The sequence below is a fragment of the Streptomyces sp. Rer75 genome (genome assembly GCF_013414305.1).
Taxonomy (GTDB): Bacteria; Actinomycetota; Actinomycetes; order Streptomycetales; family Streptomycetaceae; genus Streptomyces; species Streptomyces himastatinicus.
In genome coordinates this window covers 9,939,819-9,964,461 of record NZ_CP058693.1, presented here as the reverse complement: position 1 = coordinate 9,964,461, position 24,643 = coordinate 9,939,819, and the positions used below count along the sequence as shown (strand labels likewise).

At 69.1% G+C, this 24,643-nt stretch carries 22 protein-coding genes and 3 pseudogenes; 11 read left to right on the top strand and 14 right to left on the bottom strand.

The features are described from left to right. The first annotated feature begins 54 nt into the window (after positions 1-54). The 5 genes from HYQ63_RS42025 (at position 55) to HYQ63_RS42005 (ending at position 4,143) form a co-directional block, all read left to right on the top strand. The gene (locus HYQ63_RS42025; protein ID WP_179939285.1) at positions 55-768 is read left to right on the top strand and encodes a GntR family transcriptional regulator; all 714 of its coding nucleotides are present in this window, start codon (positions 55-57) and stop codon (positions 766-768) included. A gap of 150 nt (positions 769-918) precedes the next feature. Further along, entirely contained in the window at positions 919-2,034 is a 1,116-nt protein-coding gene (locus tag HYQ63_RS42020; protein ID WP_179939284.1) for an Ldh family oxidoreductase, read from the top strand. Then, positions 1,988-2,290 carry a putative quinol monooxygenase gene (locus HYQ63_RS42015; RefSeq protein ID WP_179939283.1) on the top strand — a complete coding sequence of 101 codons (303 nt, stop codon included), beginning with the start codon at positions 1,988-1,990 and terminating at the stop codon, positions 2,288-2,290. Before HYQ63_RS42020 ends, HYQ63_RS42015 begins: the two co-directional genes overlap by 47 nt. Positions 2,291-2,326: 36 nt before the next feature. Further along, the gene (locus HYQ63_RS42010; RefSeq protein WP_179939282.1) at positions 2,327-2,761 is read left to right on the top strand and encodes a cupin domain-containing protein; all 435 of its coding nucleotides are present in this window, start codon (positions 2,327-2,329) and stop codon (positions 2,759-2,761) included. Further along, complete coding sequence (locus HYQ63_RS42005; RefSeq protein ID WP_179939281.1) at positions 2,758-4,143, top strand: aldehyde dehydrogenase family protein; 1,386 nt, start codon at positions 2,758-2,760, stop codon at positions 4,141-4,143. The genes HYQ63_RS42010 and HYQ63_RS42005 overlap by 4 nt, the downstream gene beginning before the upstream one ends. A 256-nt stretch (positions 4,144-4,399) precedes the next feature. Here the strand turns inward: HYQ63_RS42005 and HYQ63_RS42000 are convergent, their stop codons facing one another. From HYQ63_RS42000 to HYQ63_RS41985, 4 genes are all read right to left on the bottom strand, one after another. Then, complete coding sequence (locus HYQ63_RS42000; protein WP_179939280.1) at positions 4,400-4,840, bottom strand: GNAT family N-acetyltransferase; 441 nt, start codon at positions 4,838-4,840, stop codon at positions 4,400-4,402. 60 nt (positions 4,841-4,900) lie between these two features. Continuing rightward, positions 4,901-5,674 carry a phytanoyl-CoA dioxygenase family protein gene (locus HYQ63_RS41995; protein WP_179939279.1) on the bottom strand — a complete coding sequence of 258 codons (774 nt, stop codon included), beginning with the start codon at positions 5,672-5,674 and terminating at the stop codon, positions 4,901-4,903. After that, on the bottom strand, positions 5,667-6,182 hold the full coding sequence (locus HYQ63_RS45425; RefSeq protein ID WP_257232506.1) for a hypothetical protein: 516 nt from the start codon (positions 6,180-6,182) through the stop codon (positions 5,667-5,669). The genes HYQ63_RS41995 and HYQ63_RS45425 overlap by 8 nt, the downstream gene beginning before the upstream one ends. A gap of 218 nt (positions 6,183-6,400) precedes the next feature. After that, entirely contained in the window at positions 6,401-7,192 is a 792-nt protein-coding gene (locus HYQ63_RS41985; protein ID WP_179939278.1) for a DJ-1/PfpI family protein, read from the bottom strand. A gap of 607 nt (positions 7,193-7,799) precedes the next feature. Here HYQ63_RS41985 and HYQ63_RS41980 point away from each other — a divergent pair. Together HYQ63_RS41980 and HYQ63_RS41975 are read left to right on the top strand one after the other, a co-directional pair. Beyond that, entirely contained in the window at positions 7,800-10,100 is a 2,301-nt protein-coding gene (locus tag HYQ63_RS41980; RefSeq protein WP_179939277.1) for an XRE family transcriptional regulator, read from the top strand. A 405-nt stretch (positions 10,101-10,505) separates the two neighbouring features. Beyond that, positions 10,506-12,905: an FG-GAP-like repeat-containing protein gene (locus tag HYQ63_RS41975; protein ID WP_179939276.1), complete on the top strand. Its 2,400-nt coding sequence runs from the start codon at positions 10,506-10,508 to the stop codon at positions 12,903-12,905. Positions 12,906-13,447: 542 nt separating this feature from the next. On the opposite strand, the gene HYQ63_RS41970 is transcribed toward HYQ63_RS41975, so the two are convergent. From HYQ63_RS41970 to HYQ63_RS41950, 5 genes and pseudogenes are all read right to left on the bottom strand, one after another. Beyond that, on the bottom strand, positions 13,448-13,753 hold the full coding sequence (locus HYQ63_RS41970) for a histone-like nucleoid-structuring protein Lsr2 (RefSeq protein ID WP_179939275.1): 306 nt from the start codon (positions 13,751-13,753) through the stop codon (positions 13,448-13,450). Positions 13,754-14,030: 277 nt separating this feature from the next. Next, positions 14,031-14,843 (bottom strand): annotated as a pseudogene (locus tag HYQ63_RS41965) (IS5 family transposase). A gap of 647 nt (positions 14,844-15,490) precedes the next feature. Next, positions 15,491-15,913, bottom strand: a pseudogene (locus tag HYQ63_RS41960) (ABC transporter ATP-binding protein); the annotation flags it as partial. A 19-nt stretch (positions 15,914-15,932) separates the two neighbouring features. Beyond that, positions 15,933-16,853 carry an NmrA/HSCARG family protein gene (locus HYQ63_RS41955; protein ID WP_179939274.1) on the bottom strand — a complete coding sequence of 307 codons (921 nt, stop codon included), beginning with the start codon at positions 16,851-16,853 and terminating at the stop codon, positions 15,933-15,935. 28 nt (positions 16,854-16,881) lie between these two features. Then, a complete protein-coding gene (locus HYQ63_RS41950; protein ID WP_179939273.1) occupies positions 16,882-17,031 on the bottom strand; it encodes a hypothetical protein in 150 nt (49 codons plus the stop codon). Positions 17,032-17,206: 175 nt separating this feature from the next. Here HYQ63_RS41950 and HYQ63_RS41945 point away from each other — a divergent pair, with 175 nt between their 5' ends. The 3 genes from HYQ63_RS41945 (at position 17,207) to HYQ63_RS41935 (ending at position 20,913) form a co-directional block, all read left to right on the top strand. Beyond that, the gene (locus tag HYQ63_RS41945) at positions 17,207-18,127 is read left to right on the top strand and encodes a dihydrodipicolinate synthase family protein (protein WP_179939272.1); all 921 of its coding nucleotides are present in this window, start codon (positions 17,207-17,209) and stop codon (positions 18,125-18,127) included. A gap of 196 nt (positions 18,128-18,323) precedes the next feature. Then, positions 18,324-19,706, top strand: a complete 1,383-nt coding sequence (locus HYQ63_RS41940; protein ID WP_179939271.1) for an MFS transporter — start codon at positions 18,324-18,326, stop codon at positions 19,704-19,706. Between the two features lie 163 nt (positions 19,707-19,869). Further along, positions 19,870-20,913 carry a LacI family DNA-binding transcriptional regulator gene (locus tag HYQ63_RS41935; protein ID WP_179939270.1) on the top strand — a complete coding sequence of 348 codons (1,044 nt, stop codon included), beginning with the start codon at positions 19,870-19,872 and terminating at the stop codon, positions 20,911-20,913. A 414-nt stretch (positions 20,914-21,327) separates the two neighbouring features. Here the strand turns inward: HYQ63_RS41935 and HYQ63_RS41930 are convergent, their stop codons facing one another. The 5 genes from HYQ63_RS41930 to HYQ63_RS45405 form a co-directional block, all read right to left on the bottom strand. Beyond that, on the bottom strand, positions 21,328-21,681 hold the full coding sequence (locus tag HYQ63_RS41930) for a hypothetical protein (protein WP_179939269.1): 354 nt from the start codon (positions 21,679-21,681) through the stop codon (positions 21,328-21,330). Between the two features lie 594 nt (positions 21,682-22,275). Then, entirely contained in the window at positions 22,276-22,593 is a 318-nt protein-coding gene (locus HYQ63_RS45420) for a hypothetical protein (protein ID WP_257232505.1), read from the bottom strand. Between the two features lie 54 nt (positions 22,594-22,647). Then, positions 22,648-22,833, bottom strand: coding sequence for a hypothetical protein (locus HYQ63_RS45415; protein WP_257232504.1), 186 nt, complete (start codon positions 22,831-22,833; stop codon positions 22,648-22,650). Further along, on the bottom strand, positions 22,830-23,030 hold the full coding sequence (locus tag HYQ63_RS45410; protein ID WP_257232503.1) for a hypothetical protein: 201 nt from the start codon (positions 23,028-23,030) through the stop codon (positions 22,830-22,832). Before HYQ63_RS45410 ends, HYQ63_RS45415 begins: the two co-directional genes overlap by 4 nt. Before the next feature lie 295 nt (positions 23,031-23,325). After that, positions 23,326-23,484: a hypothetical protein gene (locus HYQ63_RS45405; protein WP_257232719.1), complete on the bottom strand. Its 159-nt coding sequence runs from the start codon at positions 23,482-23,484 to the stop codon at positions 23,326-23,328. Between HYQ63_RS45405 and HYQ63_RS41915 the strand changes: the two are divergent. Beyond that, positions 23,453-24,172: pseudogene (locus tag HYQ63_RS41915) on the top strand (hypothetical protein); the annotation flags it as partial. The gene HYQ63_RS45405 and the pseudogene HYQ63_RS41915 sit on opposite strands and share 32 nt — an antisense overlap. Between the last annotated feature and the right edge of the window lie 471 nt (positions 24,173-24,643).

The following is a 24,643-nucleotide window of genomic DNA, read 5'->3' as shown; positions in this document are numbered from 1 at the left end:
TCAGCCCGCTAACCTGTATACAGAAGTGTGTGCGGAGGATCGGCAAGGAGTTTCATGGCCCGGGCGACTGGTAAGAGCGAAGCAGTCTACGAGCAACTCAAGGGCGATATCGAGGCGCTGCGGCTGCGACCGGGGGCCAAGCTGAGCGAAATCCAGCTGGGCGAGGAGCTGGGCGCCTCGCGTACGCCGGTACGGGAGGCCATCCGGCGACTGGCCCAGGAGGGGCTGGTCGACTTCGTGCCGGGTGAGGTGGCCCGGGTGGCCACCATCTCACTGGGCGGCGTGCGCGCGCTGTTCGAGTTCCGGATGCTGCTGGAACCCCGGGCCGTCGCGGCGGTCACGGCGGCAGGGGCGTCCGACGAGCGCGTGCTGATTCCGTTCCTCGAGCTGAGGGAGCGGCTGGAGGAGTTCGACGCCTCGTTCCGCGCGCTGGACACCGCCGCGCAAGTTCGGTCGTATCAGGAGTTCTACGAGCTGACCGAGGGCTTTGATCAGGCGGTCATCGCGGCGTGCCGCAATCCGTATCTCGCTCGCACCATCCGTGATCTGCGCAGCCAGACCGTGCGCCTGCGGAACATCTCGCACAGCGGTCCGCGGCGCATGCTGACGTCGCTGGAGGAGCACCGCGCGATGCTGAAGGCGATCACGCAGGGAGACGCCCGAGCGGCGAAGGCGGCCTGCCGGCACCACTTGGCGCAGACCTTGCAGGCGCTCATCGACAGCCTGACGAGCGAGGATCTGGCCTTCGGGTCCGACGTGCAGGTCTGACGTGCAGCTCTGACGTGCAGCTCTGACGTGCAGCTCTGACGTCCGTCTGGACATCGCGGGAGACCATCCGCGCTCACCATGCCTGTGGTTTCCGCAGGGCATGTGCTGTATACAGGAGTGAATACACGAGCTGATACGAGGGCCGTTCTTATGCCGTACACCGTCGGCGCCGCCGATCTGCTGGGGTTCGCCGCCGCCTCCTCCGAAGCCCACGGCGTTCCGCCCGCGGACGCTCATCTGCTCGCGGACACTCTGGTGACGGCGGAACTGTGGGGGCATCCGTCCCACGGGATGCTGCGCATGTCGTGGTACCTCGGCCGTATCGCGAGTGGCGCGACGGCGGCGGTCGCCACCCCGGACGTCGTGAGCGACAACGGCGCCGTCCTCGTCGTGGACGGCCGCGACGGTCTCGGCCAGGTGCTCGCCGACCGCGCCGTGGCCTGGGGTGTGGAGCGCGCCGGCCGGCACGGGATCAGTGCGGTCGCGGTGCGCGGCTCGGGCCACTTCGGGACGGCCGCGTACTTCACCCGCAAGGCCGCCGAGCAGGGCTGTGTGGCGTTGCTGGCCACCAACGCCAGCCCGGCGATGGCACCGTGGGGCGGACGGGAGAAGCGGGTCGGCACCAACCCCTGGTCGATCGCCGCACCGGGTGGCCGCTACGGCACGGTCGTGATGGACATCGCCAACACCGCCGTGGCGCGCGGGAAGATCTACCACGCCAAGGAGCGCGGGGAGCCGATACCCGAGGGCTGGGCGGCCGACGCGGACGGCGTGCCGACCACCGATCCGCGCCAGGCCATCGAGGGCCTGATCCTGCCGATGGCCGGCCACAAGGGCTATGCCATCTCCTTCATGTTCGACGTGCTGGCGGGTGTCCTGACCGGCAGTGCCTTCGGCGCTTCGGTCGTCGGCCCCTACCAGCCGACCGGCCGCAGCGGCGTCGGTCATCTGCTGATCTGCGTCGACATTCGGTCGATGGCCGATCCCGCCGAGTTCGAGCGGCGGATGGAGACGCTGATCGAGGAGACCAAGGCAGCCCCCACCGCCCCGGGCACCGCCGAGATCTTCGTCCCGGGCGAGCCGGAGATCCGGACTGCCGAGCGCCTCCGGACCGAGGGCATCACGGTTGCCGATGACACCTGGGCCTCTCTGGCGAGCATCGCCGAGGCCACCGGTGTCCCCTGCCCACCCCCACCGCCACCTCCGAGGAGATTCGCTCATGATCGCGCTGACCGTTTCGCTCCAGGTCGTCCCTGGCTGCCGTGACGACTTCCTCGCGGCCATCGAGGCGAACGCCGGGCGTTCCTTCACCGATGAGCCCGGCTGCCGCTATTTCGACGTCGTATGCGATCTGGCGGACGACCACCACTTCGTGTTCCACGAGATCTACGACGACGAGGCCGCCGTCGAGGCCCATCGCGCCGCCCCGCACTTCAAGGTCTGGCGTGAGGCCGCCAGGAAATACGTCGTCCCGGGCAGCCAGGTCAACACGCTCTCCCGCCGCCTCTTCCACCACTCCTGACCGCACGCCCTCCCCGAGAACGGAAAGCCCATCGCCATGTGCACCAAGCCCGCGGCACCCAACCTGCTCATCCACCCCGACGAGGTCGAACGCTTCGACCGCGGCGGAGGCGTCGCCACCATCCCCTACGTCGGCAAGTGGAACTCCGAAACGGCCGTCATCACCACCGGCCAGACCGTCTTCCAGCCCGGTACGGGACTGCCCCTGCACAGCCACAACGTCGAGGAGTCGGTGCTGATCCTCGAAGGCGAGGCGACCGCGGAGATCGACGGCGAGTTCTTCGATCTGGAGGCCGGCCAGGCGACCTGGGTCCCGGCCGGTGTCCCGCACCGGTTCCTCAACCGCGGCGCGGGCGTCATGCGCATCTACTGGGTCTACGGCGGCCGGGACGTCACCCGCACCATCACCGCCACCGGCGAGACCTTCGCGCACCTTTCCGAACACGACAAGGGAGGGGCACCCACCGCATGAGCGACACCATCACGACCGTCAACCCGGCAACGGGAGAGGCGATAGCCACGTACGAAGGCTGGGACGCGGAGCGCATCGAGGCCGCCGTGGCCCGGGCGCATGCCGCACACCACGCCTGGGCCCTCGTCCCGGTGGCCGAGCGGGCAGCCCGCGCAGGCCGCCTCGCCCGCACCCTGCGTGCGCGCAAGGACCACCTGGCCTCCCTGGCCGTCACGGAGATGGGCAAGCCGACGGGGGAAGCGGAGGGAGAGGTCGAGAAGTCTGCGGTGACGGCCGAGTACTACGCCCGGCAGGGGCCCGGCATCCTCGCCGACGAGCGCGTCGAGGTCGACGGAGCGCAAGCCTGGGTGGCGTACGAACCGGCCGGGCTGGTGCTGGCGGTCATGCCGTGGAACTTCCCCGTCTGGCAGGTCATGCGCTTCGCCATCCCCTCGCTGGTGGCGGGCAACGGCATCCTGCTCAAGCACGCGTCCAACGTCACCGGCAGCGCGCTGGCCCTCCAGGACCTCTTCGTCGAAGCCGGTTTCCCCGAGCACCTGGTGACCACACTCGTGATCGGCGACGGCGCCGTGCCCGACGTCACCGCGGGGCTCATCGAGGACGAACGCGTCGCCGCCGTCACCCTGACCGGAAGCAACCGGGCGGGCGCGGCCGTCGGATCCGCGGCCGGGCGCGCGGCCAAGAAGTCCGTTCTGGAGCTGGGCGGTTCGGACGCCTTCGTGGTCCTGGACGACGCCGATGTCGAGACAGCCGCGGTGGCCGCGGTGCGGGCCCGCTTCGCCAACTCCGGCCAGAGCTGCGTGTGCGCCAAGCGATTCATCGTCAGCGCCTCCGTGGCGGACGCCTTCACCGCCGCCTTCGTGGCCGGTGCCGAAGCGCTACGCGTCGGTGACCCGCGCGACCGGGACACCCAGGTCGGCCCGCTCGCCCGGGACGACCTGCGGGCGGCGATCCAGCGGCAGGTCGAGGAATCCCTCGCGGCCGGGGCCCGTCTGCTCACCGGGGGCAAGGCCCTGCCCGGCGACGGCTACTTCTACCAGCCGACCGTCCTGGCCGACACCGGACCAGGGATGGCGGCCTTCGACGAGGAAACCTTCGGGCCGCTCGCCGCCATCGCCGTCGCCCGGGACGACGAGGACGCCGTCCGACTCGCGAACGCCACGGCGTACGGGCTCGGCCTGAGCGTCTGGACGGCCGACCCCGCCCGCGGCGTCGCCCTCGCCCGCCGCATCACCAGCGGGGCGGCCTTCGTCAACGCGATCGTCGCCTCCGATCCGCGCGTGCCCTTCGGCGGCACCAAACGCAGCGGCTACGGCCGCGAACTGGCTGCCGCCGGCATCCGCGAGTTCACCAACACCCGCACCTACTGGGTGACTGCCTGACGGGTTGACGCCCCTGCCGGGCACCGCCCGATGACCTGTCTGCCACCACACCGGCAGACAGGTCCCGCCCAGCAGCACGGCTTCACCGCCGTCAAGCACCAGCGCGGGGTCGGCGCCGGCTACTTCGACCTGGTCTCCACCGGCCGTCAACCCGACCTCCCATGGCAAGACAAGCTCGCGGTCCGCTACGAGGCGAACCGTCCTCGCCGCGGCCATCAACGAGTGGCTATGACTGCTCCGCGGCCCCGGCCGCACCTCACCGGGCGACGGTGAACCGCAGTTCCGGTCGCTCCCAGGCCACCTTCGGCGGCAGAGGCGCAACCGTTCCCACCCGCTCGGCTCCCAAATGGCGGTAGAACCTCTCGGCCGGGGGATGGGAAACGACACGCACGTCGGTCAACCCGACCTCCCGGGCCCGGCCAACCATGTGCTCCACCAAGAGACGGCCGATGCCCATCCCCTGAGCGTCATCCGCCACGAAGATCAGGTCGAGCTCCGGGGGATCCAGCACCAAAGCGTAGAAGCCCAGCAACCGCCCAGCCGGGTCGACGGCCGTGAAGACCTGGTGCCGAGCGATGTAATCGGCGGTGACCCGGTAGCCGGAAGACGGCCCTCGGTAAGCGCCGGACCCCTGAACCAGCGCGGTCAGGGGCTCCGCATCCTGCTCAACGGCACGCACGATCATCGTCGACTGCATCTACGCAGTATAGGAGCGAAGGCGCCCCCGGGTATTACCGATCCACTTCCGAAACACCCCCTAGGTGTGCTGTCCCAGGCCCCGTCGGATCGCGATCTCCACGGGTGAGTACGCGCCGTCGGCCCGCTCCAGTTCGTACGGCGCGGCAGGCATCAGCGGCGGCTGGGCCATGAAGCGCGGCCGCACCCCATGGTGCGGTTGCGCCGCGTGCACCAGGAACGGATGGCACAGGAAGACGTCGCCCGGGGACCCGGTGGCGAGGGCGAGTGGCCGGTGGTCGGACGCCGCCACCAGATCGGGCGCAAGGGCCAGCCCGCTCGCCCCGTCCTCCCCGTACTTCTCCAGCACCTTCGGCACGTCGAGGTGTGAGCCGACCCGGATCCGGGTCGGGGCGTCCTCCTCACCGACCTCGCTGAACAGGAACAGCATCAGCAGCGCCCGGCCCCGGGAACGCAGATTCGTGAAGTACCAGCTCTCGCCCTCCGGCAGATAACTCCCCTCGATGTGCCAGCCCGCGTCGTCCGGCTCCTCCTCGTGCGGGAAGCGCAGCGGGAACGTACCCAGCGAGTAGCGCGGCTCCCAGCGTCCCGCGCCGACGAGCAAGTCGTACGCGCGGTGCAGGGACGGGGAGTTGGGCGCGGCGGCGAACGGCCCCTGCGCCATGCCGGCCACCCAGTGCACGGGCTGCGTCCACGTCGCCGGATCGTCCGGGGCGACGCCCGTCTCCCGCCACAGCAGCCGCGCGCAGTCCGCTGCCACGCGCGGCGCGACGGCACCCTCCAGCTTCACGAAGCCGTCGCGGAGGAAGCGGGATACCAAGGTCGTGTCATCCATGCCCCCATCGTGCGGCGACACCGGCCCCGATCACCCGACATTCCCCGCACCGGCTTTGTCGGGTGGTCACCGAGCCCTTTCCCGCCCCCTCCGAGACCGGAAGCAACCGCCCTGCGGTCACGCGACCACACACTTGGCCCGCGCTCACCTGCTCACCCTGGACGCGCGCTGCCGCGCGCACACCGCCCGAGGCCTGCGCCAGTTCACCGGCACGTTGTCCGTCTTGCTCGTCCTGGCCCTCACCGCGGGCATCGTCGCCGGAAACCAGTACCAATCCAGCGAGCAACAGCGGCGCCACGCGGCAAGCGCGCAACAGGCCAGCCTGTCCCGGCAACTCGCGGGCCAATCGGCCACCCTCCTGAGCCGCCCCCTCCTCCTCCAGCACCGGCTTCACCGGCCACACCGGCCCCGTGACGGCGGTCGTCGTCGGACCCAGGACAGTACGCGAAATGCCCACGTCATCCACCAGGCGAGGTCCGAGCGCGCCGAGGAGGAAGCGCTGCATCATCGAGGACGTCATCGCACACGTCAGCAGAACGACGATTCCATTCCGCGCGATGGGGGGACGGCTTCACCGGCTACTCCCCCCCCCATCGCCCCCCATCGCCTCCCGCGCTTACGAGCCTTCCGCAGCCCACCCCTCAACCTCCTGACGAATGGCCCCTGTGGAGACGGGCCTCGAAGGAGTCAGTCGGACACGGAAATGCTGCGGTTCCCGGCCGCCCGCTACCTCTCGGCGTCCGCGAGCAGCCGCAGCGCAAGCTGCTGAAGCTCCGGGCCCGCCTTCTCCGGGCTGCCGGTGTCGAACGGCGGATCCGGGTCGTACTCCACGGCGAGCTGCATCGCCTGGGCGACCTGCTCGTCGGAGAGGCGGGCGGCGAGGTGCAGGCCCATGTCGATACCGGCGGAGACCCCCGCCGCGGTGATGATCTTCCCCGCTTCGACGAACCGCCCTGGGGTGTATTCGGCGCCCGCGTCCGCCAGGTAGGAGCGGGCGGCCCAGAAGGTGGTGGCGGGCAGACCGCGCAGCAGCCCGGCCGCGCCCAGGATCAGCGAACCCGTGCACACCGAGGTGGTCCACACCGACCGCCGGTGGATGCGGCGTATCCAGTCCAGTACGACGGTGTTCTCCATCACCGCCTTGGTGCCGCCGCCTCCCGGCACCAGCAGCACATCGGCCCGCTCCACACTGTCGAGGGAACGCTCGGCCACCAGGGTCAGTTCGCCGGTGTCGGTACGGATAGGCCCGGCCTTCTCGGCCACCGTGGTCACCGTCACCCGCGGCACCCGGCACAGCACCTCGTACGGCCCGACCGCGTCGAGCGCGGTGAACCGGTCATAGAGCAGCACTGCCACGCGCACCGAGTCCGCACCGGTTCGTCCACTTGCCGGGCCACCGGCCTCCGGCGCCACCGCCCGGGCCGTCGACGCCCCGACGGTCGTCACCATCCCCACCCCCAGTCCACTTGCCGCGGCTGCCTGGAGCACCGTGCGACGGCTACGGTTCACACCTGCCATGAAGGACTCCCTTCTCTGTGATCACCACCGGCTGGGTGCCGGCACAATCAGTAGTCGGGCCACACCACGGTCGAGTTCCCGGGATTCAGGGTTCGGTTCGATGGACGATTTCCCCGGCAGGGTCGGTAGGGAGCGGACAGGCATTCTAAGAGGGCGGTTCGTGAGGAGTTAGTCAAGGGAGCGGTCGCGCACGCCTGGACGGACCAGACCTGGACCCTGGCGCGATCCAGACGCTCATCGGCCGTCGATTCCACATTGGTGGAGCCACCAGGCACGGGTTGACCGGCCCCCTGATCTCCCGGAGCTATGCCCTGAGCCGGTTGATCTGCCGGGTGTGGTCGCAGACGGTATCGGTGCGGCGTGTGATGGGGATCTGCAGGTCGACAGCAAGGGATCTTTCCGATGCCCCGGTCTTGAGGAGCCTTGGGCTCTACCCTGGCGTGGTGTCCAAGGGCACCGGGCGGGCCGAGAGAGGAACTGTCGGGCTTGTGGCGAACTGCTCAGGCCGGTGGCCCAACCTGAGGAGCATGTTCCGGCGGGACCGTTCGTTGCGCTCGCTTCCGGGGCACGGGCTGGCTTCCGCCGCACGCCAGACCAAGGAGACACGGTGCCCCAGACGCAATCCTTCGGCCACCTGTTGCGCGCGCACCGGCGCGCGGCCGGGCTGACCATCGAGCAGCTCGCGAGCGCCTCCGGTGTCAGCGTCCGCACCATCAGCGACATGGAGCGGGCCGTGAGCCGGGGCCCCCAGAATCGGACCGTGGAGGCGCTCGCCCGGGCGCTCGCGCTGCCGGGGTCCGCCCGGGAGTCGCTGCGGGCCGCCGCCGCCCGCGGGCGCCCCCGGCCCGCCGCTCCGGCCCTCGGCGTGTGTGAACTTCCACGTGTGATAGGGGACTTCAGCGGTCGGGAACTCGAACTGGGGGCGCTACAGGAGTACGCTGCCCGGGCCGCGGCCGGCACGGCGGTGGTGACGACCGTGACGGGCACCGCCGGGATCGGCAAGACGACGCTGGCGATCCACGCCGCGGGACGTCTCGCTCCCCTCTTCGACGACGGCCGGTTCTTCGTGGACATGCGCGGGATGGAGCGCACCCCGCTGGACAGCGGAGCCGCGCTGTCACGGCTGCTGAGGGCGCTAGGCGTGCCGGAACGCCGCATTGCGTCGGACGAGGACGAACGCGCCGGTCACTTACGGGCCCTGCTGCGCGAACGGCGCTGTCTCTTGGTGCTGGACAATGCCGCCGACGAGGCGCAGGTCCGGCCGCTACTCCCGGGCGACGGGCCGACCCTGACCCTGATCACCGGTCGCCGTCCGCTGGCCGGACTTGACGGGGTCCACCGCCTGCCGCTCACGCACCCGTCGCCCGACGACGCCGTACGGCTGCTGCACACCATCGTGGGCGACGCTCTCGCGAAGTCCGATCCCGAGGCGCTGCGGGACGTTGCGCGGCTGTGCGGCAACCTGCCGCTGGCGCTGCGCCTGGCCGGCAACCGGCTGCTGAGCCGGCCGGAGTGGACGACCAGGCAGCTCGCCCGCCGGCTGGAGGACGAGGAACGGCGCCTGGACGCCCTGGCGGCCGGTGACGTCCACGTGGGCACCGCCTTCTCCCTTTCGTACGAGCAGCTTTCCCCCGTCGCCCGGCGGACCTTCCGTCTGCTGGCGCTGGCGCCCGCAACTGAGTTCGGCCCTGCGCTGGCGGCAGTGCTCGCCGGGCTGCGCCCGGAAGAGGCCGAGGATGCCCTGGAGGAGTTGGTCGAACTCGGCCTGCTGGCATCGCCGTTCGTCGACCGTTACCGCTTCCACGACCTCGTAGGGTTGTTCGCGCACGCGCGCCTGACGGCGGAGGAACCGGAGGAGGCCCGGACGGCGGCCCGGCAACGGATGCACCACTGGCTACTGGAGACGGCTACGACGGCGGGACGCTGGTTCGAACCCGGTGACGAGCAGTCACCGGCCGGGCAGAGCGTGCCGGTGGCGCTCGGCACGGCCGCGGAGGCGGCCAGCTGGCTACAGCTTGAGCACCTGGCATGGCTGGCGGCCCTCCACGCGGCGGCCCGGGATGGCGAGCACGTGCGTGTGGTCGAGGTAGCCGAGTCGATGCACTGGTTCTCCGACCGCTGGGTGCATTGGGGGCACTGGCACGAGGTGTTCGGTCTCTCCTCCCGCGCCGCCGCCGCTCTCGGCGACGCCCGGCTGGAGGCCGTGCATCTCAACTACCTCGCCTGGGCGCTCACCGACTGCGAGGGGCGCCACGCGGACAGCCTGCGGACAGCGCTGCGCGCGCACGACCTGGCGGAGTCGGCCGGGGCACCCGGCCAGCAAGGGTGGGCACTGGTGTACGCGGCCAGCGCGGCGCTGGCCTCGCAGGACTGGCAAAACTGTGCCGAGTACGCCGAGCGGGCCGCCGCGTACTTCCGGGCCGCCGGAGACGACGACGGCTACCCGCAGGCCATGGCGGTGTGGGGGGACAGTCTGCTGTGCCTCGGCCGGCCGCAGGAGGCACTGGAACAGCACCGCGCGCTGCTGACGGTGCTCCGTGACCCGCAGTTCGGCGGCTCCCCGTACGTACGGGAGGCCAGTACCGCGCTTACCCTGGGCAGGATCGGCACCGCCCGCGCAGCCCTCGGGCAGTGGTCGGAGGCAGTCGACCACTTCCGGCAGGCACTGCCGGTGCTGCGACGTTTCGAACTGTCCTCCTTCGCCACGCTCTATCTGGCGCGGCTGGGCTGGGCCCTGCGGCGTCTCGGGGATGCCCGGGAGGCCGGGCGCGCATTCCTGGAAGCAGCGGACCTGCACGAGTCGATGGCTGAGACCCAGGAGGCGGACGCGCTGCGCCGGGAAGCCGCCGCCTGCCAAACGGAGGGATGGTCGCCGGACGGGTCGCGGCCGCACCGGCCAGCGGACTGAGCGGCGCGGTACGTCCCGCCGGACCGATTCCGCCGCGCGCCGGTCTGGCGTTCGGGCGCGTGCCCGTACGGCTGCCCGTCCCGCGGCGCCCGGCGGCCTGCCGCAGTGCCGCCGTCCTCCCCCGATGCGTGCGGAAGAGCGTGCACACGGCCCCCAGCAGGCAGTTCCGCCGGTCGCGCGGGCGGCAGTTCTGCCTGTCGTTCTGCCTGGTGGTACGCGGCCGGTACTGATTCGATAGCGAGGCGCCCAGTGCGCGGCTCTTCGGCCGGACTCGGTAAGGAGAAATGCATGTCAGGTCTTTACACGGGGCCAGATACGGGTCACTTACGACCTGGGGTGGGAAGGGGGCGAGCGGACAGCGGGCGCCGGGGGTTCAAGCGCCTGCTTGGCTCGGTCCTGGCGGTAGTGATCGGCGCGACATTGTTGGTGATCGCCGAACCGGCCCCGACCCCCGGGTACGCCGTCAACCTCCCCTTCTCGTCGACACCATTCATCACCTGGAATATGCAGGGGGAGAATGCTGGCGACGGGAGCGGCGGAAAGTGGCAAACCACAGTCAGAAGATACATGCAGCAGGTTCAGATCATGATGCTGCAGGAGGTTGGCGCCAGCCCACCGTCTACTCCTCGGGAAGATTTTCCGGACCCTGACGTCCAGGTCATCGGAGGTCACAGTGTCACGCACACCTATTGGGCGCCGGAAAGCAGCACCAGGCAGCCGAATCCCTATCACGTTTACTTTGTGCAGACCGATGACAATGGCGGTCGCGGCACGGGCGGCCGGGTCAACACCGCCATAGTGACCCATGACGAACCGGATGATGTCGCGGTGGTCGTGAACCCGCGTGCTAGAGGTCGTACAGCACTGGGCGTGCGGTTCGGTGCCCACTGGTACTTCAGCTTCCACGGTTTGTCCCGCTGTGGTACGGACTCTCCGCACATGGTCCGGGAGATCGCCAATCAGGTCACAGCTTGGGGGCGGGCCGCTGGGGTCGTCTACAACTGGATGGTGGCTGGTGACTTCAACCGCACCCCGGGCAATCTGGCACACGCTTCCGGCGACCCAGAGGTGGAGGGGTACTTTTATCACACTCGGCGGGCCACTCACCAGAGCGGGGGCGAGTTGGATTACGCAATATCTTCTGACGAAATCATCGATCACCGGGCGTATCGACTCCATGGTGCCGGCTCGGATCACTTTCCCGTGCAGATCGGTGGACTGCAGGCCCGGGGCGAGGTGGAGCAGCCACTGCTCGGCGGCAACATCGTGGTGGATCCCGCGGGTGATTCGATCGCTGTCGGCGAGAACAGCAGCCACAAAAGCGGTTACCGGCTTCCGCTTTGGAATGATCTGACACCGTCGGCGCTCGAAAACGGCGAGCTAGGGTCGATCAACATCGACGGAAAGATATGGAAGAGAGATTTTGTGGGCGACCAGCGGTCGGGCAGCGTCGCCGACCCTGACCATGACGGAGTTTCCGGTGAACTGATTGACGAGATCAGGAACCGGGTGGACTGTACGGTGCCCTCGTACCGGCCCAACGTTGTGACGCTGCACGCCGGGACGAACGACATGAACCAGCAGGAGGAACTGGCAACCGCGCCGGACCGGCTCGGCAAGCTGATCGATCAGATTCTCGAGGACGCACCGGAGGCGGTCATCCTCGTCGCCACCCTCATTCCCTCCACCAAGGACGGCATGCAGCCCAGGATCGACGCATACAACGCGCGGGTCCCTGGCGTGGTGAAGGATCGGCAGGATCAAGGCAAGCATGTCTTGCTGGCGGACATGAGCATGGTGACCACCGCTGACGTCGACGGCTCGCACCCCAATGACAACGGCTACCGGAAAATGGCAGACGTCTTCTACAACGAGATCTGGAGAGCGGCCACCCGTGGCTGGATCAAGGAACCCGTCCCGGGCAACGGACAGGAGTGCCCGGTAGGGAGCAAAGCCGGTCCGGGCTGGCGGGCCCTTGGAACGATCGCGCCCGGCATGGAGTCTCCGGAGGGCAAGACCGACCTGGTCGAGCTCAATGGGGACAACCGGGCCGACTACGTACGTCTGTCCGACAGTCGGGAAACGGCGCGGGCTGCCCTCAACATGCCCGGAGAACCGGGCCAGCCGAACTGGGTCGAGGTGAACTACGCCACCGCAGCCGATATCCCCCCGCTCCAGCGAACGGACCGGTTCGCCGACGTCGACGGCGACGGCCGAGACGACCGCGTGTTCCTGCTGGACGAGTCGGGAGAGTTAACGAGCGGGCCGGTCCACCATGTCCGCTGGTCCAGGAACGAGGGCGTCGTTGACGGGGTCATCAGGTGGGCGCACCAGCGGTATTACGGCCTGGACTACGGTGGGATCCCCAGCGATTCCATCCGCTTCGCTGACATCGATGGTGACGGTCATGACGATCTTCTGCGAGTGGGTGAAAGCGGCGCGATCCATGCATACCGCTGGAGCGGTCCCAATGGGGAACGGGAAGAGTACTTGAACTGGGCCCCTGGCGTCTCCGGCGGATCCCGGCACTATCTACGTCTCGCCGACGTCAACGGTGACCGCAAGGCGGACTACCTCATGGTGCAAAGCGATGGGTCGGTCGACGCCTACATCAACAACTGGGACCGCAACAACCCCGCGGCCCCCGGCCGCTTCACGAAGAAGGAGAACTTCGTCAACGCGACGGGTTACCCAGCTGACAAGTCCACGTTCCGCGACATCAGTGGCGACGGGAAGACCGACTACGTCGTGATATACGACGGGGGAGCCATCCGCTGTTGGCTGAACCTGGGAGGCAACGTCTAACATGAGTGGGCAAATAACCACGGACTGTGACACTGGATCCCTCCCTACCCCATAGCAGGGCTGAAATCAGCACCACATACAGAATGAAACGGTGAAAGTCCTGGCCGACTAGACTAGTCGACAGAACCGCCTCGGCCAGGACCTTCACCGTCCCATCCCGATCGAAGCCCTCCCGCTGACAAAGGCGCTGTACGGGGCGGTGGGTGAGCAGGCAGGCGGCGAGGCGAGGCCGGAGGAAGGCTTCGTAGATGTCATCGCGTCACTCCCCACGGATCCGCAGGCGGCGAAAGCCGTGCAACCAGGCGGTGGGACCGGCCGCGCGGCGAGGTGCCTTCCGTGGCAGGTCCTGTTCCGCACGCCCCTCCCGATGTGCAGGCGATGCTGAGGCGTGGTCCTCATCGACCCGCTGGCGGCGGTGGACCACCGCCAGGGCACCGGCCCCGGCCGGCTGCCACAGCGCTCGCGGTGGCGAAGGACAGCGCAGGACGGTACCGACGGGCCACAAGCGCAGCCCTCGCCGTTCGGCCCGGCGCCTGGACATGTCAGCTTGCCTCAGCCATCTCCGTGGTGCGGTGGGCGGCGTCGTAGGCGTCCAGCACCGCACGGGCGGGCAGCCCGCGATCGGCGACCTGGTGACCGTTGGCGCGGGCCCACGTGCGGATGGCCGCGAGCTCCTCCTTGGTCCGCCGCTTGGCGATCGGGGCCGGCGCGGCCGGGCCCGGGGCGGCGGGCTTGCCGTTCCTCACCTGCCGCAGTACCTGCCTGGCGCGGGCGAGCTCGCTCTCCAGCTTGCCGACCTTAGAGGGCGGTTCATGAGTTGATGTCCGTTCCCGGTGAGGGTGGGGCATGGATCGCTGGTCGTGAGGCCCACAGCGGTCCGGTCGCCTCGTTGAACACGGCGAGGATGCGGGGATAGTCCGGGTGCTCTGGCAGGTCCGGCGGGCCGGCCGGGAGCCGGTCGGTAAGGCCGGTGACGGTCTTCCGGGTGATCGCCAGATGATCGAGGCGGGTCTCAACCTCCCGCAGCCGGTCCTGCAGTTCACCGATCTGCGTGCGGAGGTCGTCGGCCAGGGCCCGGGCGGCGTTCTCCTGGATGTCGAGCGCGTCGAGCAGGGGGCTGGATGTTCACGCGGTCACCGCTTGCGGTTCGCGCCAGGTGGTGGCGTTCGCGCCGGTGAGGCGGCGGACCATGACGTGGGTCATCGCCCAGTAGACGCGGGAGATCGAGGAGGCCAGCCGGTGCTCGTAATCGCGGACCAGGCGCCGTTGCAGCCTCAGGATCCCGTAGGTCTGCTCGACCCTCCACCGCTTCGGCTGCGGCACGAACCCCGTCTCCTGCGGGTTCCGCGCGACGACCTCGACATCGATGCCCAGACCGGCGCCATGCGCGGCGAACTGGTTCTTGAAGCCCTGGTCGACCAGCACCTTCTCGACGGTGCCACCGGCGTTCTCGAACACCTGGTCCAGCAGAGCGATGCCCGCGGCGTTGTCATGCGTGCTCGCGGCGAGGACGACGACTGCGATGACCAGCCCGAGCACGTCCACGGCCAGCCCCCGCTTGCGGCACGGCACCCGCTTCGCCGGATCCTTGCCCGTCGTGGAGGCGGGGGACCCCGGCGGCCGCGTGGACGCTCTGCGTGTCCAGCACCACCAGAGTCGGATCCTCTAATCGGCGGGACCTCTCCCTCACCTGGCATCGCAGGAGTTCATGAATGACCTGGTCGGTCCCGTCGTCCCGCCACGCGGCGAAGTAGTAGTACGTCGCGCTCTTCTGCGGCAGGTCATGGGGGAAATAAGTCCACTGGCAGCCGGTCCGGCCCTGGTAAAGGATCGCGTTCACGATCTCCCGCATCGAGTACGCGCCGCGGTGATCACCGGCTCGATCAACGACCACTGCTCGTCCGACAAGTCACTCGGGTACGGCTTGCGTTCACTCACCCGATCACATCAACAGATCAGCGACTGCGAACCGGCAGATTCCGCCCGCACCCACACCATCAGGTGACAGCAGAACCACTCAAAAAATCACGAACCGCCCTCTGAGATAGTCGTGACGGAACCGGCGGGAGTTCCGGAACGACGGAAGAGAAAACCTCACAGCAGACCCGGAAGCGCGTGTGTCCGTCACGACCGGCGGGTCATGCCACCATTACCAGGCCGCGCGGATATATGTCCCGCCTTCTCGTCTCTCCCGGCGTACTGGAGCGGCGATGACCTTTTCTCCTGCCGACCGGAATCGGCCGCCTCTCCTCAACATCTCCGGACGCCTTCGGTCTGCCGGGCCAGTCCTCGGATTCGTCGTCCTGCTGGGTGTCCTGTTCGCGCTGTCCTACGTGGCGGGCGGGCTTGCCGGGCCGGTGGCCCCCGAAATGCGCCCAGCCGGCGGCGGACCCGCCGCGGCCACCAGCATCCAGCGGTCCTCCCCCACCGGTATGCGTTCGGGCCGTTCCGAGCCGGAACCGTACTGTGTCGCTCTTTCACCCCCCATCGTCATTTTTGGGCGCCGAATGGCCGCTCGAACGCGGTGTCTCGACTGCGGCGCCGTCACCGGGCGAGGTAGGAGCGCGCTCCCGCCCAGCCCCTCGTCATACAGGGGTGTGTGTCCCCCACACCACAGCCGCCTCGGCGCCTGCCGGGCCCCGGTGGTCGAAGGCGATCAGCGGGTCGCCCGCCAGCGGGTGGTCGACCACTGCCGCCCGCACGCCGAACACCTCGGCCATCAGCTCGGCCATGAGGACGTCACGCGGCCGGCCGGAGGCGACCACGGCACCGCCGTGCAGCACGTGCAGCCGGTCGCAGACGGACGCGGCCGCGTTCAGGTCGTGCAGCGACACCAGTGTCGTGCGGCGCTGGGCACGCAGCAGGGTGAGCAGCTCGACCTGGTGGCGGATGTCGAGGTGGTTGGTCGGCTCGTCCAGCACCAAAACGTCCGGGTCCTGAGCGAACACCCCTGCCAGCAGCATACGTTGACGCTCGCCACCGGACAGGGCCGTGAACCTGCGGCCGGCGTCGCACACAGGGCCTCGTTCAGCGCAGAGCGATGCCCGTGCCCGCGGGACGCAGCGCCTCCTCGAGGAGGCCCGCACCAGGGCCCGCCAGCCAGCGGTCGAAGCGCAGCAGGAAGGGGAACTCCGCGCGCAACGCGTCGAGGTTCGCGTTGCCCACCAGCCTGCCGTTGTCGACGAGTGCTGCCGATTTGCCGAGGACCTCATCCTGCGCCAGCAGCGTCGCGGGCAGGCGGCTGTAGCTGATCGGCCGACCAGCGGCCTGGGTCAGGTGCTCGGCCAGCGCCTTGCCGGTGAGAGCGTCACCGGCGATCTCCACGGTGCGGCCGGCGTAGCGATCGGGTGAGCCGAAGACCGCGGCGACGATCCGGCCGATATCGCGTACCGCGATGAACTGCATGGCTTGGTCGGGTCGCATCAGGAAGGACAAGTGTCCCCGGTCGAGGCCCATTCCGGGGAGCATCAGGATCTCCATGAACGTGGCCGGCCGAATGATGGTGCTGGCGATGTCCAGATTCCGGACATGGGCCTCGACACGGCTCTTGGTGTCGAGGTGGCCGATGCCCGTCGGTGTCGGCCCCGCAGCGACCGTCGAGCTGTAGACGAGGTGGGCGACGCCGCAGCGCTCGGCGATCTCGGCCACCGTCGTGCCGAAGCGGACCTCGTCCTCGTCGGTCACGTCGGCGCCGGCCTGGCCTGAGCTCGGCTGGACGCTGAAGACGCCATGGGCGTCTAAGAACGCCGCGCGGAGCGACTCCGGATCGCCGAGGTCACCGCGAACGGTCTCGACGCCGGTGGCGGAGAGGGACCGGGCCCGGTGGCCGGACGGATCGCGCACGACCGCGCGAACCGCCCAGCCGTCGGCCCGCAGCGCCGCGGCGACCGATCCTCCCTGCTGTCCCGTGGCGCCCAGGATGACGACGGTTTTGTTGATGTTGGTCATGCCGATCGCAACTACCCGGCCGTCAGGCCTATTCCTCCTCGACCTCGGCGGCCTCCGGGGCGCGGAAGGGGCGCGGGACGGCGGAGATGCGGCTGTACGCGACGGTGTCGAAGGCCGCGCGCCGGGCGCCCGGTGGCAATGAGTTGCGCCAACAGGACTCGTTTGCGGCGGAGTTCAATCCTGCGCGCCCAAATGTCTGGCGCTTGAGCCTTTGGTGATCCGGTTGACATGGCCTTCCGCGACGGTCGCCTACACCTGCCACCGCGCCATTTTCCGGTGCCCAACCCCTTGACGTGCAGCCGACGACGGTTGTGCAATCGATTCCGCCATCGATTGCACAAGGAGTGTGTGTCATGAAACCCATGGATCTGCGCGGCCTCGTCCCCGCCCCCGTCACCGCATTCACTGCCGACGGCGAGGTCGACCACGCGGCCAACGCCGATCTCGCGCGCTGGCTGGTCTCCGTGCAGGGCGTGAAGGGGCTGGTGTGCCTGGGTCATGCTGGCGAAGGTACGTACCTGACGCCCGAGGAGCAGGTCGCGCTCATCCGCACCCTTGTCGAGGCGGTCGAGGGCCGGGTGCCGATCATCGCGGGGATCACCACCGAGGGCACGAAGACCGCGGCCCTCGAGGCGAAGCGGGCGGCGGACGCCGGGGCGACCGGCGCGCTGGTCTACCCCTCGCACGGCTGGCTGCGCTTCGGGTTCCAGAAGGGTGCGCCGCAGGAGCGCTACCGAGCCATCCACGAGGAGTCCGGCCTGGAGAACATCCTCTTCCAGTACCCGGACGCCACCAAGGCCAGTTACGACCTCGAGACCCAGCTGGAGATCGCCGCCCAGCCGGGCACCGTCGCCACCAAGAACGGCGTGCGCAACATGCGCCGCTGGGACACGGAGATCCCGGTCCTGCGCGAGCACTTCCCCGACCTGCAGATCCTCACCTGCCACGACGAGTACCTGCTGCACACCATGTTCGACGTCGACGGCGCCCTGGTCGGCTACGGCGGCCTCGCCCCCGAGCCGCTGGTCGACCTCATCGCCGCAGGCAAGGCCAAGGACTATGCGAAGGCCCGGGAGGTCCACGACCGGTTGCTGCCGGTGACCAAGGCCGTCTACCACCGCGGCTCCCACATGGAGGGCACCGTCGCGCTCAAGATCGGCCTGAAGGCCCGCGGGGTCCTGAGGGACGCCACCGTCCGCCAGCCACTCCAGCCGCTCGGCGAGCGGGCCGCCGCCGAGATCGAGTTCGCCCTGAAGCAGGCCCAGCTCATCTGATCGGCGCTCCGCCCCTGCCCGGCTGAGCCCGCTCCCCACCGCTCGACCGCAGGACCCTATGTGGTCTCCGCCCGGCCGGAGTCTCTCCGCCGGGCCTGGCAGGATCGGCAGCAGCAGCTGCCGATCCTGTGTCCCATCCGCCGGCCCGCACCGCTCTCCACGGCCGGCACCCCCGCAACGGCGAGGAACGACAGACATGACAACCTTTGTCGCCGACGGAGGAGCAGCGAAGGCCGCGAACGCCGCGCTGGTGGCCCGCCTCGAACGACTTCCCGTCACACGCCGCCTGACCCTGATCCGAGTCATCGTCGGCAGCGCCACCTTCTTCGACGCCTACACCGTCCTGGCCATCGCGTTCGCCATGCCGCAACTGGTGGACGAGTGGAACCTCAGTTCCTCCCAGGTCGGCCTGATCCTCTCGGCCGGATACCTGGGCCAACTCGTCGGCGCACTCGTCTTCGGAGCACTGGCGGAGAAGATCGGTCGCCTGCACACCCTGCTCATCACCATCGTGCTGTTCGTCTCGATGGACATCGCGTGCCTCTTCGCCTGGAGCGGCACGTCCATGATGATCTTCCGATTCGTGCAGGGCGTCGGCACCGGAGGCGAGGTACCGGTGGCCAGCGCCTACATCAACGAGTTCATCGGGGCCCGCAAGCGCGGCCGTTTCTTCCTCATGTACGAGGTCATCTTCCCCGCCGGCCTGATGTTCGCCGGGATCGCCGCCTACTTCCTGGTCCCGGTCTTCGGCTGGAGGGCCCTGTTCATCGTCGGCCTCATCCCGTCCGTCCTGGCCATCCCGCTGCGCTGGCTCATGCCCGAGTCCCCCCGCTGGCTCGCCGCCAGGGGCCGCCACGAGGAAGCCGACACCGTCGTACGGAAACTGGAGACCGACGCCACCAAGCAGGGCCTGCCGCTGCCCGAGCCGGTCGTCCGCCCGGTGGACACATTGCCCGCGGCCCGCTCGGACTGGCGCGAGCTCTTCAAAGGCATCTACCTCAAGCGGACCCTCATGATCTGGGTCCTGTGGGTGTGTGTCTACATGATCAACAACGGCCTGGTGACCTGGCTGCCCACCCTCTACAAGCAGGTCTTCCACCTCCCTCTGGAGACCAGCCTCGCCTACGGCTGGATCACCTCGGGCGTGGGCGTCGTCGCCTCCGTCATCTGCGCGCTGCTGATCGACAAGGTCGGCCGCAAACGCTGGTACGCCGTCGCCTTCTTCGTCGCCACCGTGCCGCTCCTCGTCCTCACGGCACTGGGCGCCACCACCGCGACCCAGGTCGTCGTCCTCGCCCCCATCGCGTACGCGATCCTGCAGACCGTCTCCTTCTCCCTGTACCTCTACTCCGCCGAGCTGTACCCCACCCGGCTGCGCGCGATCGGCACCGGCTTCGGCAGTGCGTGGCTGCGGGCGGGCTCGTCCATCGGCCCGCTGATGGTGGGCTGGGTCGTCGCGGACCTCGGCATCCGTTACGTGTTCACTGCCTTCGCCGCCGTGGCACTCGTCGGCGGCCTGGTCACCACGGTCTTCGCCATCGAAACCAAGGGCAGAGTTCTGGAGGAACTGTCACCCTGAGAAATCGTCACACCGCCCTGTGCCGCCCACGGCGTCGTCCGCGGGCGGCACAGAAGCGTCCGGTGAAAGCCGCGCACACCCCGTTGTGCAATCGTTTTCTCTTCGGGTTGCACAGTAGGTAGGCTTGTCGTGTCGACCAGCCGGAAGAGGGGACACCAGGACGATGGACAGGCCCGAGGCCGGGGACTCCGCGCCTGCGACCACCGGGGGCAAACCGCCGACCATCGCCGACGTGGCACGGACCGCGGGCGTCAGCCCCTCCACGGTGTCACGCGCCCTCAACCGCGAGCACCGCTTCTACCGCAGCCCGTCCGCCGCTCGGATCCGTGACGTCGCCGACACCATCGGCTACGCGCCCAACCCTGTGGCGTCCAACCTCCGCCGTCAGCAGACCAACACCATCGGCGTGCTGGTACCCCGGCTCACCGACACCGTGATGGCCATGCTCTACGAGGAGATCGCCACCGCCGCTCTCAAACGCGGCTACCACACCCTCGTCGCCACCACCCACGACGACCCCACCCGCGAACACGAGAGCGGCGACGTCCTGCTCCAGCGCCGCGTCGACGGTCTGATCCTCACCACCGCCCGTACCGACGGCGGCTTCTGCAAGGACCTGGCGGACAAGGGTGTTGCGCACGTCCTGGCACTGCGGGCCCACGGCGGCAGCCCGGCCGCGGTCGGCGACGACCACCTGGGCGGCTATCTCGCCACCCGACACCTCACCGACCTGGGCCACCGACACATCGCCCTGGTCGCCGGCCCCGCCTACGCCTCGAGCGCACTGGGCCGCCGCGCCGGCTACGAGGACGCGCTACGGGAAGCCGGGCTCCCTGTCGACGAACAGGTGATCCTGCCCTCCAGCTTCAGCATGGAAAGCGGTGAGGACGCGGGCCGCCACCTGCTCGACCTCGTCCCGAGGCCGACAGCGGTCTTCGCGGTCAACGACAACACGGCCATCGGCGTCCTCTCCGCGGTCCAGCGCGCGGGCCTGCGCATCCCCGACGACCTATCGGTGGTGGGCTACAACGACATCCCCCTGGCCGCCCGGCTGCCCGTACCGCTGACGACGGTCCGCGTTCCTTTCGACGCCATCGCCACGACAGCCGTCGACCAGCTCATCGACCTCATCACCGGAGTACCCACCGAATCCCGAACCTTTGCCCCCACCCTCATCCCCCGCCGCACCACCGTGCGCGCAGCCTGACCACTCGCAACGACGGAAGGAGCCAGCCAGCAGACACCCGGCTCGATTCGGCCGAAGTCGGCCGCCAGGCGGCGCGCCTGCCACGTCGTACGCGGAGCGAGCACCCAGCGCACGAGCGGGAAACGAATCCGCCCGGCACCGGCGGGCACAAGAGCCTTGCACGGGTCCGGCAGCACTCAGGCAGCACACCGGGCCGAGAGGACAGCAACGCGAGCAGCGACGGGCCGCTACTGCACCTGAGAGAGCAGCAGGTCCTCCAGGCTGACTTGTCGTTCGGGTTTTGGCCAAAGCCGTCTTGGCGGTCACCAAGACGGCTTTGGGACGTCATCTTCCTTGAGCGTACCGACGGCGCCGACGCGAGGGTTGAGAAATCGGGCTCTGACGCTTGTTCCGGGCAGCCTGGGCGGGGCCCTGTCAGCTGTTGACGTTGGCGCAGATCGCGTAGGCGTCGTATGAGCCCAGGCCCATCCCTTCGTTTACGACGAAGACGATCCAAGCTTCGAACTCCGCCCCTTGAGGGAAAGACCGGATGGTTTTGATCGCGCCGGTGCTACCGAAGAAACCTCCTCCGATGACCTTCTTGCCCTCTGGGCATTCCACGATCGTCTGTGCGGCATCACCGGGCTCAACAAGATTATTGAAGCTTCCGACTACTTCCCACCCGGTGAAGCCTTGGTTGCCGTCCGACCCTCCTGTGTTCACGTTGTTCTCAATGTTGATCACGATGCCCTCAGCACAGTGGCTGCTGTCCATGCCTTTCTTATCCACGACGGGACAGGACTCCGTCGTGGATGTCACGGGATAGGGTGGAGCATCCGTAGCGTGGGCGCCTCCGGCGGTGAGGAGAACTGCGACTGCGGCCGTCGCCAGGGGGGTGGAGAATCGTAGTGCTTTCACTTGGGATCTCTTTCGTTGGTGTCCTCGTCTTGTCGGATCAAGATCCGATAGTCCAAGGAGAAGGCGCGGCCTACGGGTCGTCATTCGCAACTGGTCCAGTTGGCCGTATGCACCGTCACCAATTGCTCAGGGGGCCTTCGGCCCCTACAAGAGCCATGCCAGCCCTGACATGTGGCATCGAGGTTAAAAACAGCCGTGCTGTTTCGCGCGTGAGGAGCAGCCTGGCCTTGGCGTAGGTGACCTCTTCGTGGGGGCATGCGGCCACCTGTGTGGCCAGGTCGGTGTATGCAGCTCGTCGACGTCGACGGTGCGCCAGAGGCCCGGTGCGAAGGCTCTGGGTGGGGACCTCGAACGTGTTCCACCAGGGGCCGAAGTACCGCTGGGACCAGTCGGTGACGAAGGGGGTGTTGCTCAGGACGGTCACGCTCGCGTCCGGGGCATGCAGCCGGGTTGCGGTGGGCGTACTCACGTCGTCTCCAGTCGGGTCGGTGTGGGTCTGGATAGCCGTAACGCCTGGTAGGTGGTACGGAGCTTGGTGGTTGCCGCGGACAGCTGCGCGTCCTCGTCCGCGTCGAGGTCGGGCAGGCACGCTACGGGTTGGCCTGCGGCGAACCGCAGCGGAATTCCGCACCAGTCGTCGCCGTGGCGGGCGGTCAGTTCCTCGGTGCCGTCGGCCAGGGCGAGGGCCTTGCGCAGGGCGGACAGGACGGCTCCGGCGGGTGCGGCCCACGCCCTTGCTGATCCGTCCGGGGCGGGTGCGCAGTGCGCTGCGTACCTCCGCAAGCCGATGCCGGTACACCCGAGGGCAGCCGGAGGTCTCGGCGAAGAGCCGGGTCATCAGGTCGACGGGGTGGTGACCACGAGCACGGTTCCCGCGTAGCCGCGCAGGAAGGGCGTGAGCGTACGGATGACGGGAGCGTTGGCCGCCGCGGTCATGCCGGAGGGCACCAGCGCCACGGCGACCGTCTGCCCGACCGCTCCGGCGCCGACCACGCCGACGGTGTCCACCGGTGCCGGCGTCACGCGGCGACCGCCTGTGCGTGGCCGAGGGCGCTGTCCCACACGGCCCCGGTGTCGCTTGCAGCTGCCAGGTCGGTGCTGATCCGCTCGGCCATCCGGCACACCTCGACCGCGCGCTCGGCCAGGGCCGTGCCCTGGGCCGGCAGCGGCAGTTCGGCGGGCGCCGACAGATAGGTGGTGAGGATGTTGACGCTGTCCATCGGCCACAGCGCCAGCAGCTCCCTGAGCCAGGTACGGCGGGGGCCTTGACGGCAGTCCGCCCATCCGTACCGCTGCGAAGGCGTCGATGCCGTGCACCAGGTGCTTTCCCGTCTCCGGACCCGGCCGGGCTGCGGCCAGGTCCAGCACGGTCCGACTGATCAGCTTCGCGGCGTCGACCGCCGTCCCGGTGAGGAGAAGGCCGGGGTCGATGAACACCGGCGCCTGGTCGGGCCCGTCGGGGAAGAGGACGTGTTCGGGCTTGAGGTCGCCGTACGCCAGCACGCGCCGGGGAGACTACGGCAGCACCCGGGCCCGCAGCCGATGCAGTTGGACGACGACCTGCCGCAGCACGCCGACGGCTTCCTCCCGGTCACCGGGCGCGCACCGGTCCGCCCCGAGCCTGTGCACGTAGCTGGGGCGAGACTTCGTGTACCCCACGGGCTGGATGGCCATGTACGAAAACCAACAGGGCCTGGGCCAGGAGTACTACCTGCGAGCGCTCGAACTCGCGGGCGCCGCCGAGGACCACGTCACCTACTGCCGCACCCTGCGCGGCATGAGCCTGCAAGCCTCCCACCTTGGGCACGGGCCGAAGGCCCTCGAACTGGCCGACGCGGCGGCTGGGGCCGCGCCCGCCGCAGGCCCGCGCCTGGTCGCGTTCCTGCGCGGCCAACAGGCCGCTGCCGCCGCGATGACCGGCACAGACCGGCACACCGCCCTGACCGGGTTGCGTGAAACGGAGACGGCGCTCTCACGCGCCGACGACCGGCGGGACGCCGTCGGCGGCTACGACCAGGCCGCTTACTTCTTCCACGAGGCGCATGTGCGCTGGCACCTGGGCGACCAGGCCGGCTCGATCACGTCTCTGCGTCGTTCGAACCGGGCGCGGGACCCCCTGGAGCGGCAAGGCCGCCTGCACTGCCTCGGTGTCATCGCCGAACGACAGCTCCGCATGCGGCACATCGAGGCAGCCTGCCAGACCTGGAACACCTTCCTCGACGAGCACGTGACTCTCTCCTCAGCCCGGGGCGACGAGCACCTGAAGACGATGCCCAAGGCGCTCCCCGCCTACCGCAGCGTCGCCGGAGTCAGCGACTTGGAGGAACGCGCCCGGCACATCGCCGCTCTCAAGGCAGCCTGATCTGCACGACGCAGCTGGCCCGCACTCCCACCCGGAGTGCGGGCCAGCTGCGTTGCGGTCGATTCCCCCGACGTCCAGCACCGCAGTCGCGGACAGGGAGCGTCACGAAATCCGGCCGTCGACGTTCCCCCCACGGTGACGATACGAATGCGGCAAGGCTGCCCATGCCGCCCGGCGCTGTGCAGCCGAGTACGCCCGCATCACCCCTATCGATGACAACGGCGCCACGCGGGATGCCCGGGCCCCAACTCCAGCCACGACGTCCATCAGACCCGCCTCATCCGGAACGCGGCGAGGACCTGTTCAGTGCGCGGAAACTCCTCCTCGGGAGCAAAGGCCGGCAGATGAGCGGACGAGTGACGCCCGCCGACTGGACAGCCCTCCCCAGCAGGGCCTGCCCGGCGGCCGATGGTGACAGCTATCCGCCCGCCCGGCCCCGCGTCACGCGGAGCAGTTCCCGGGGGCTTCCCG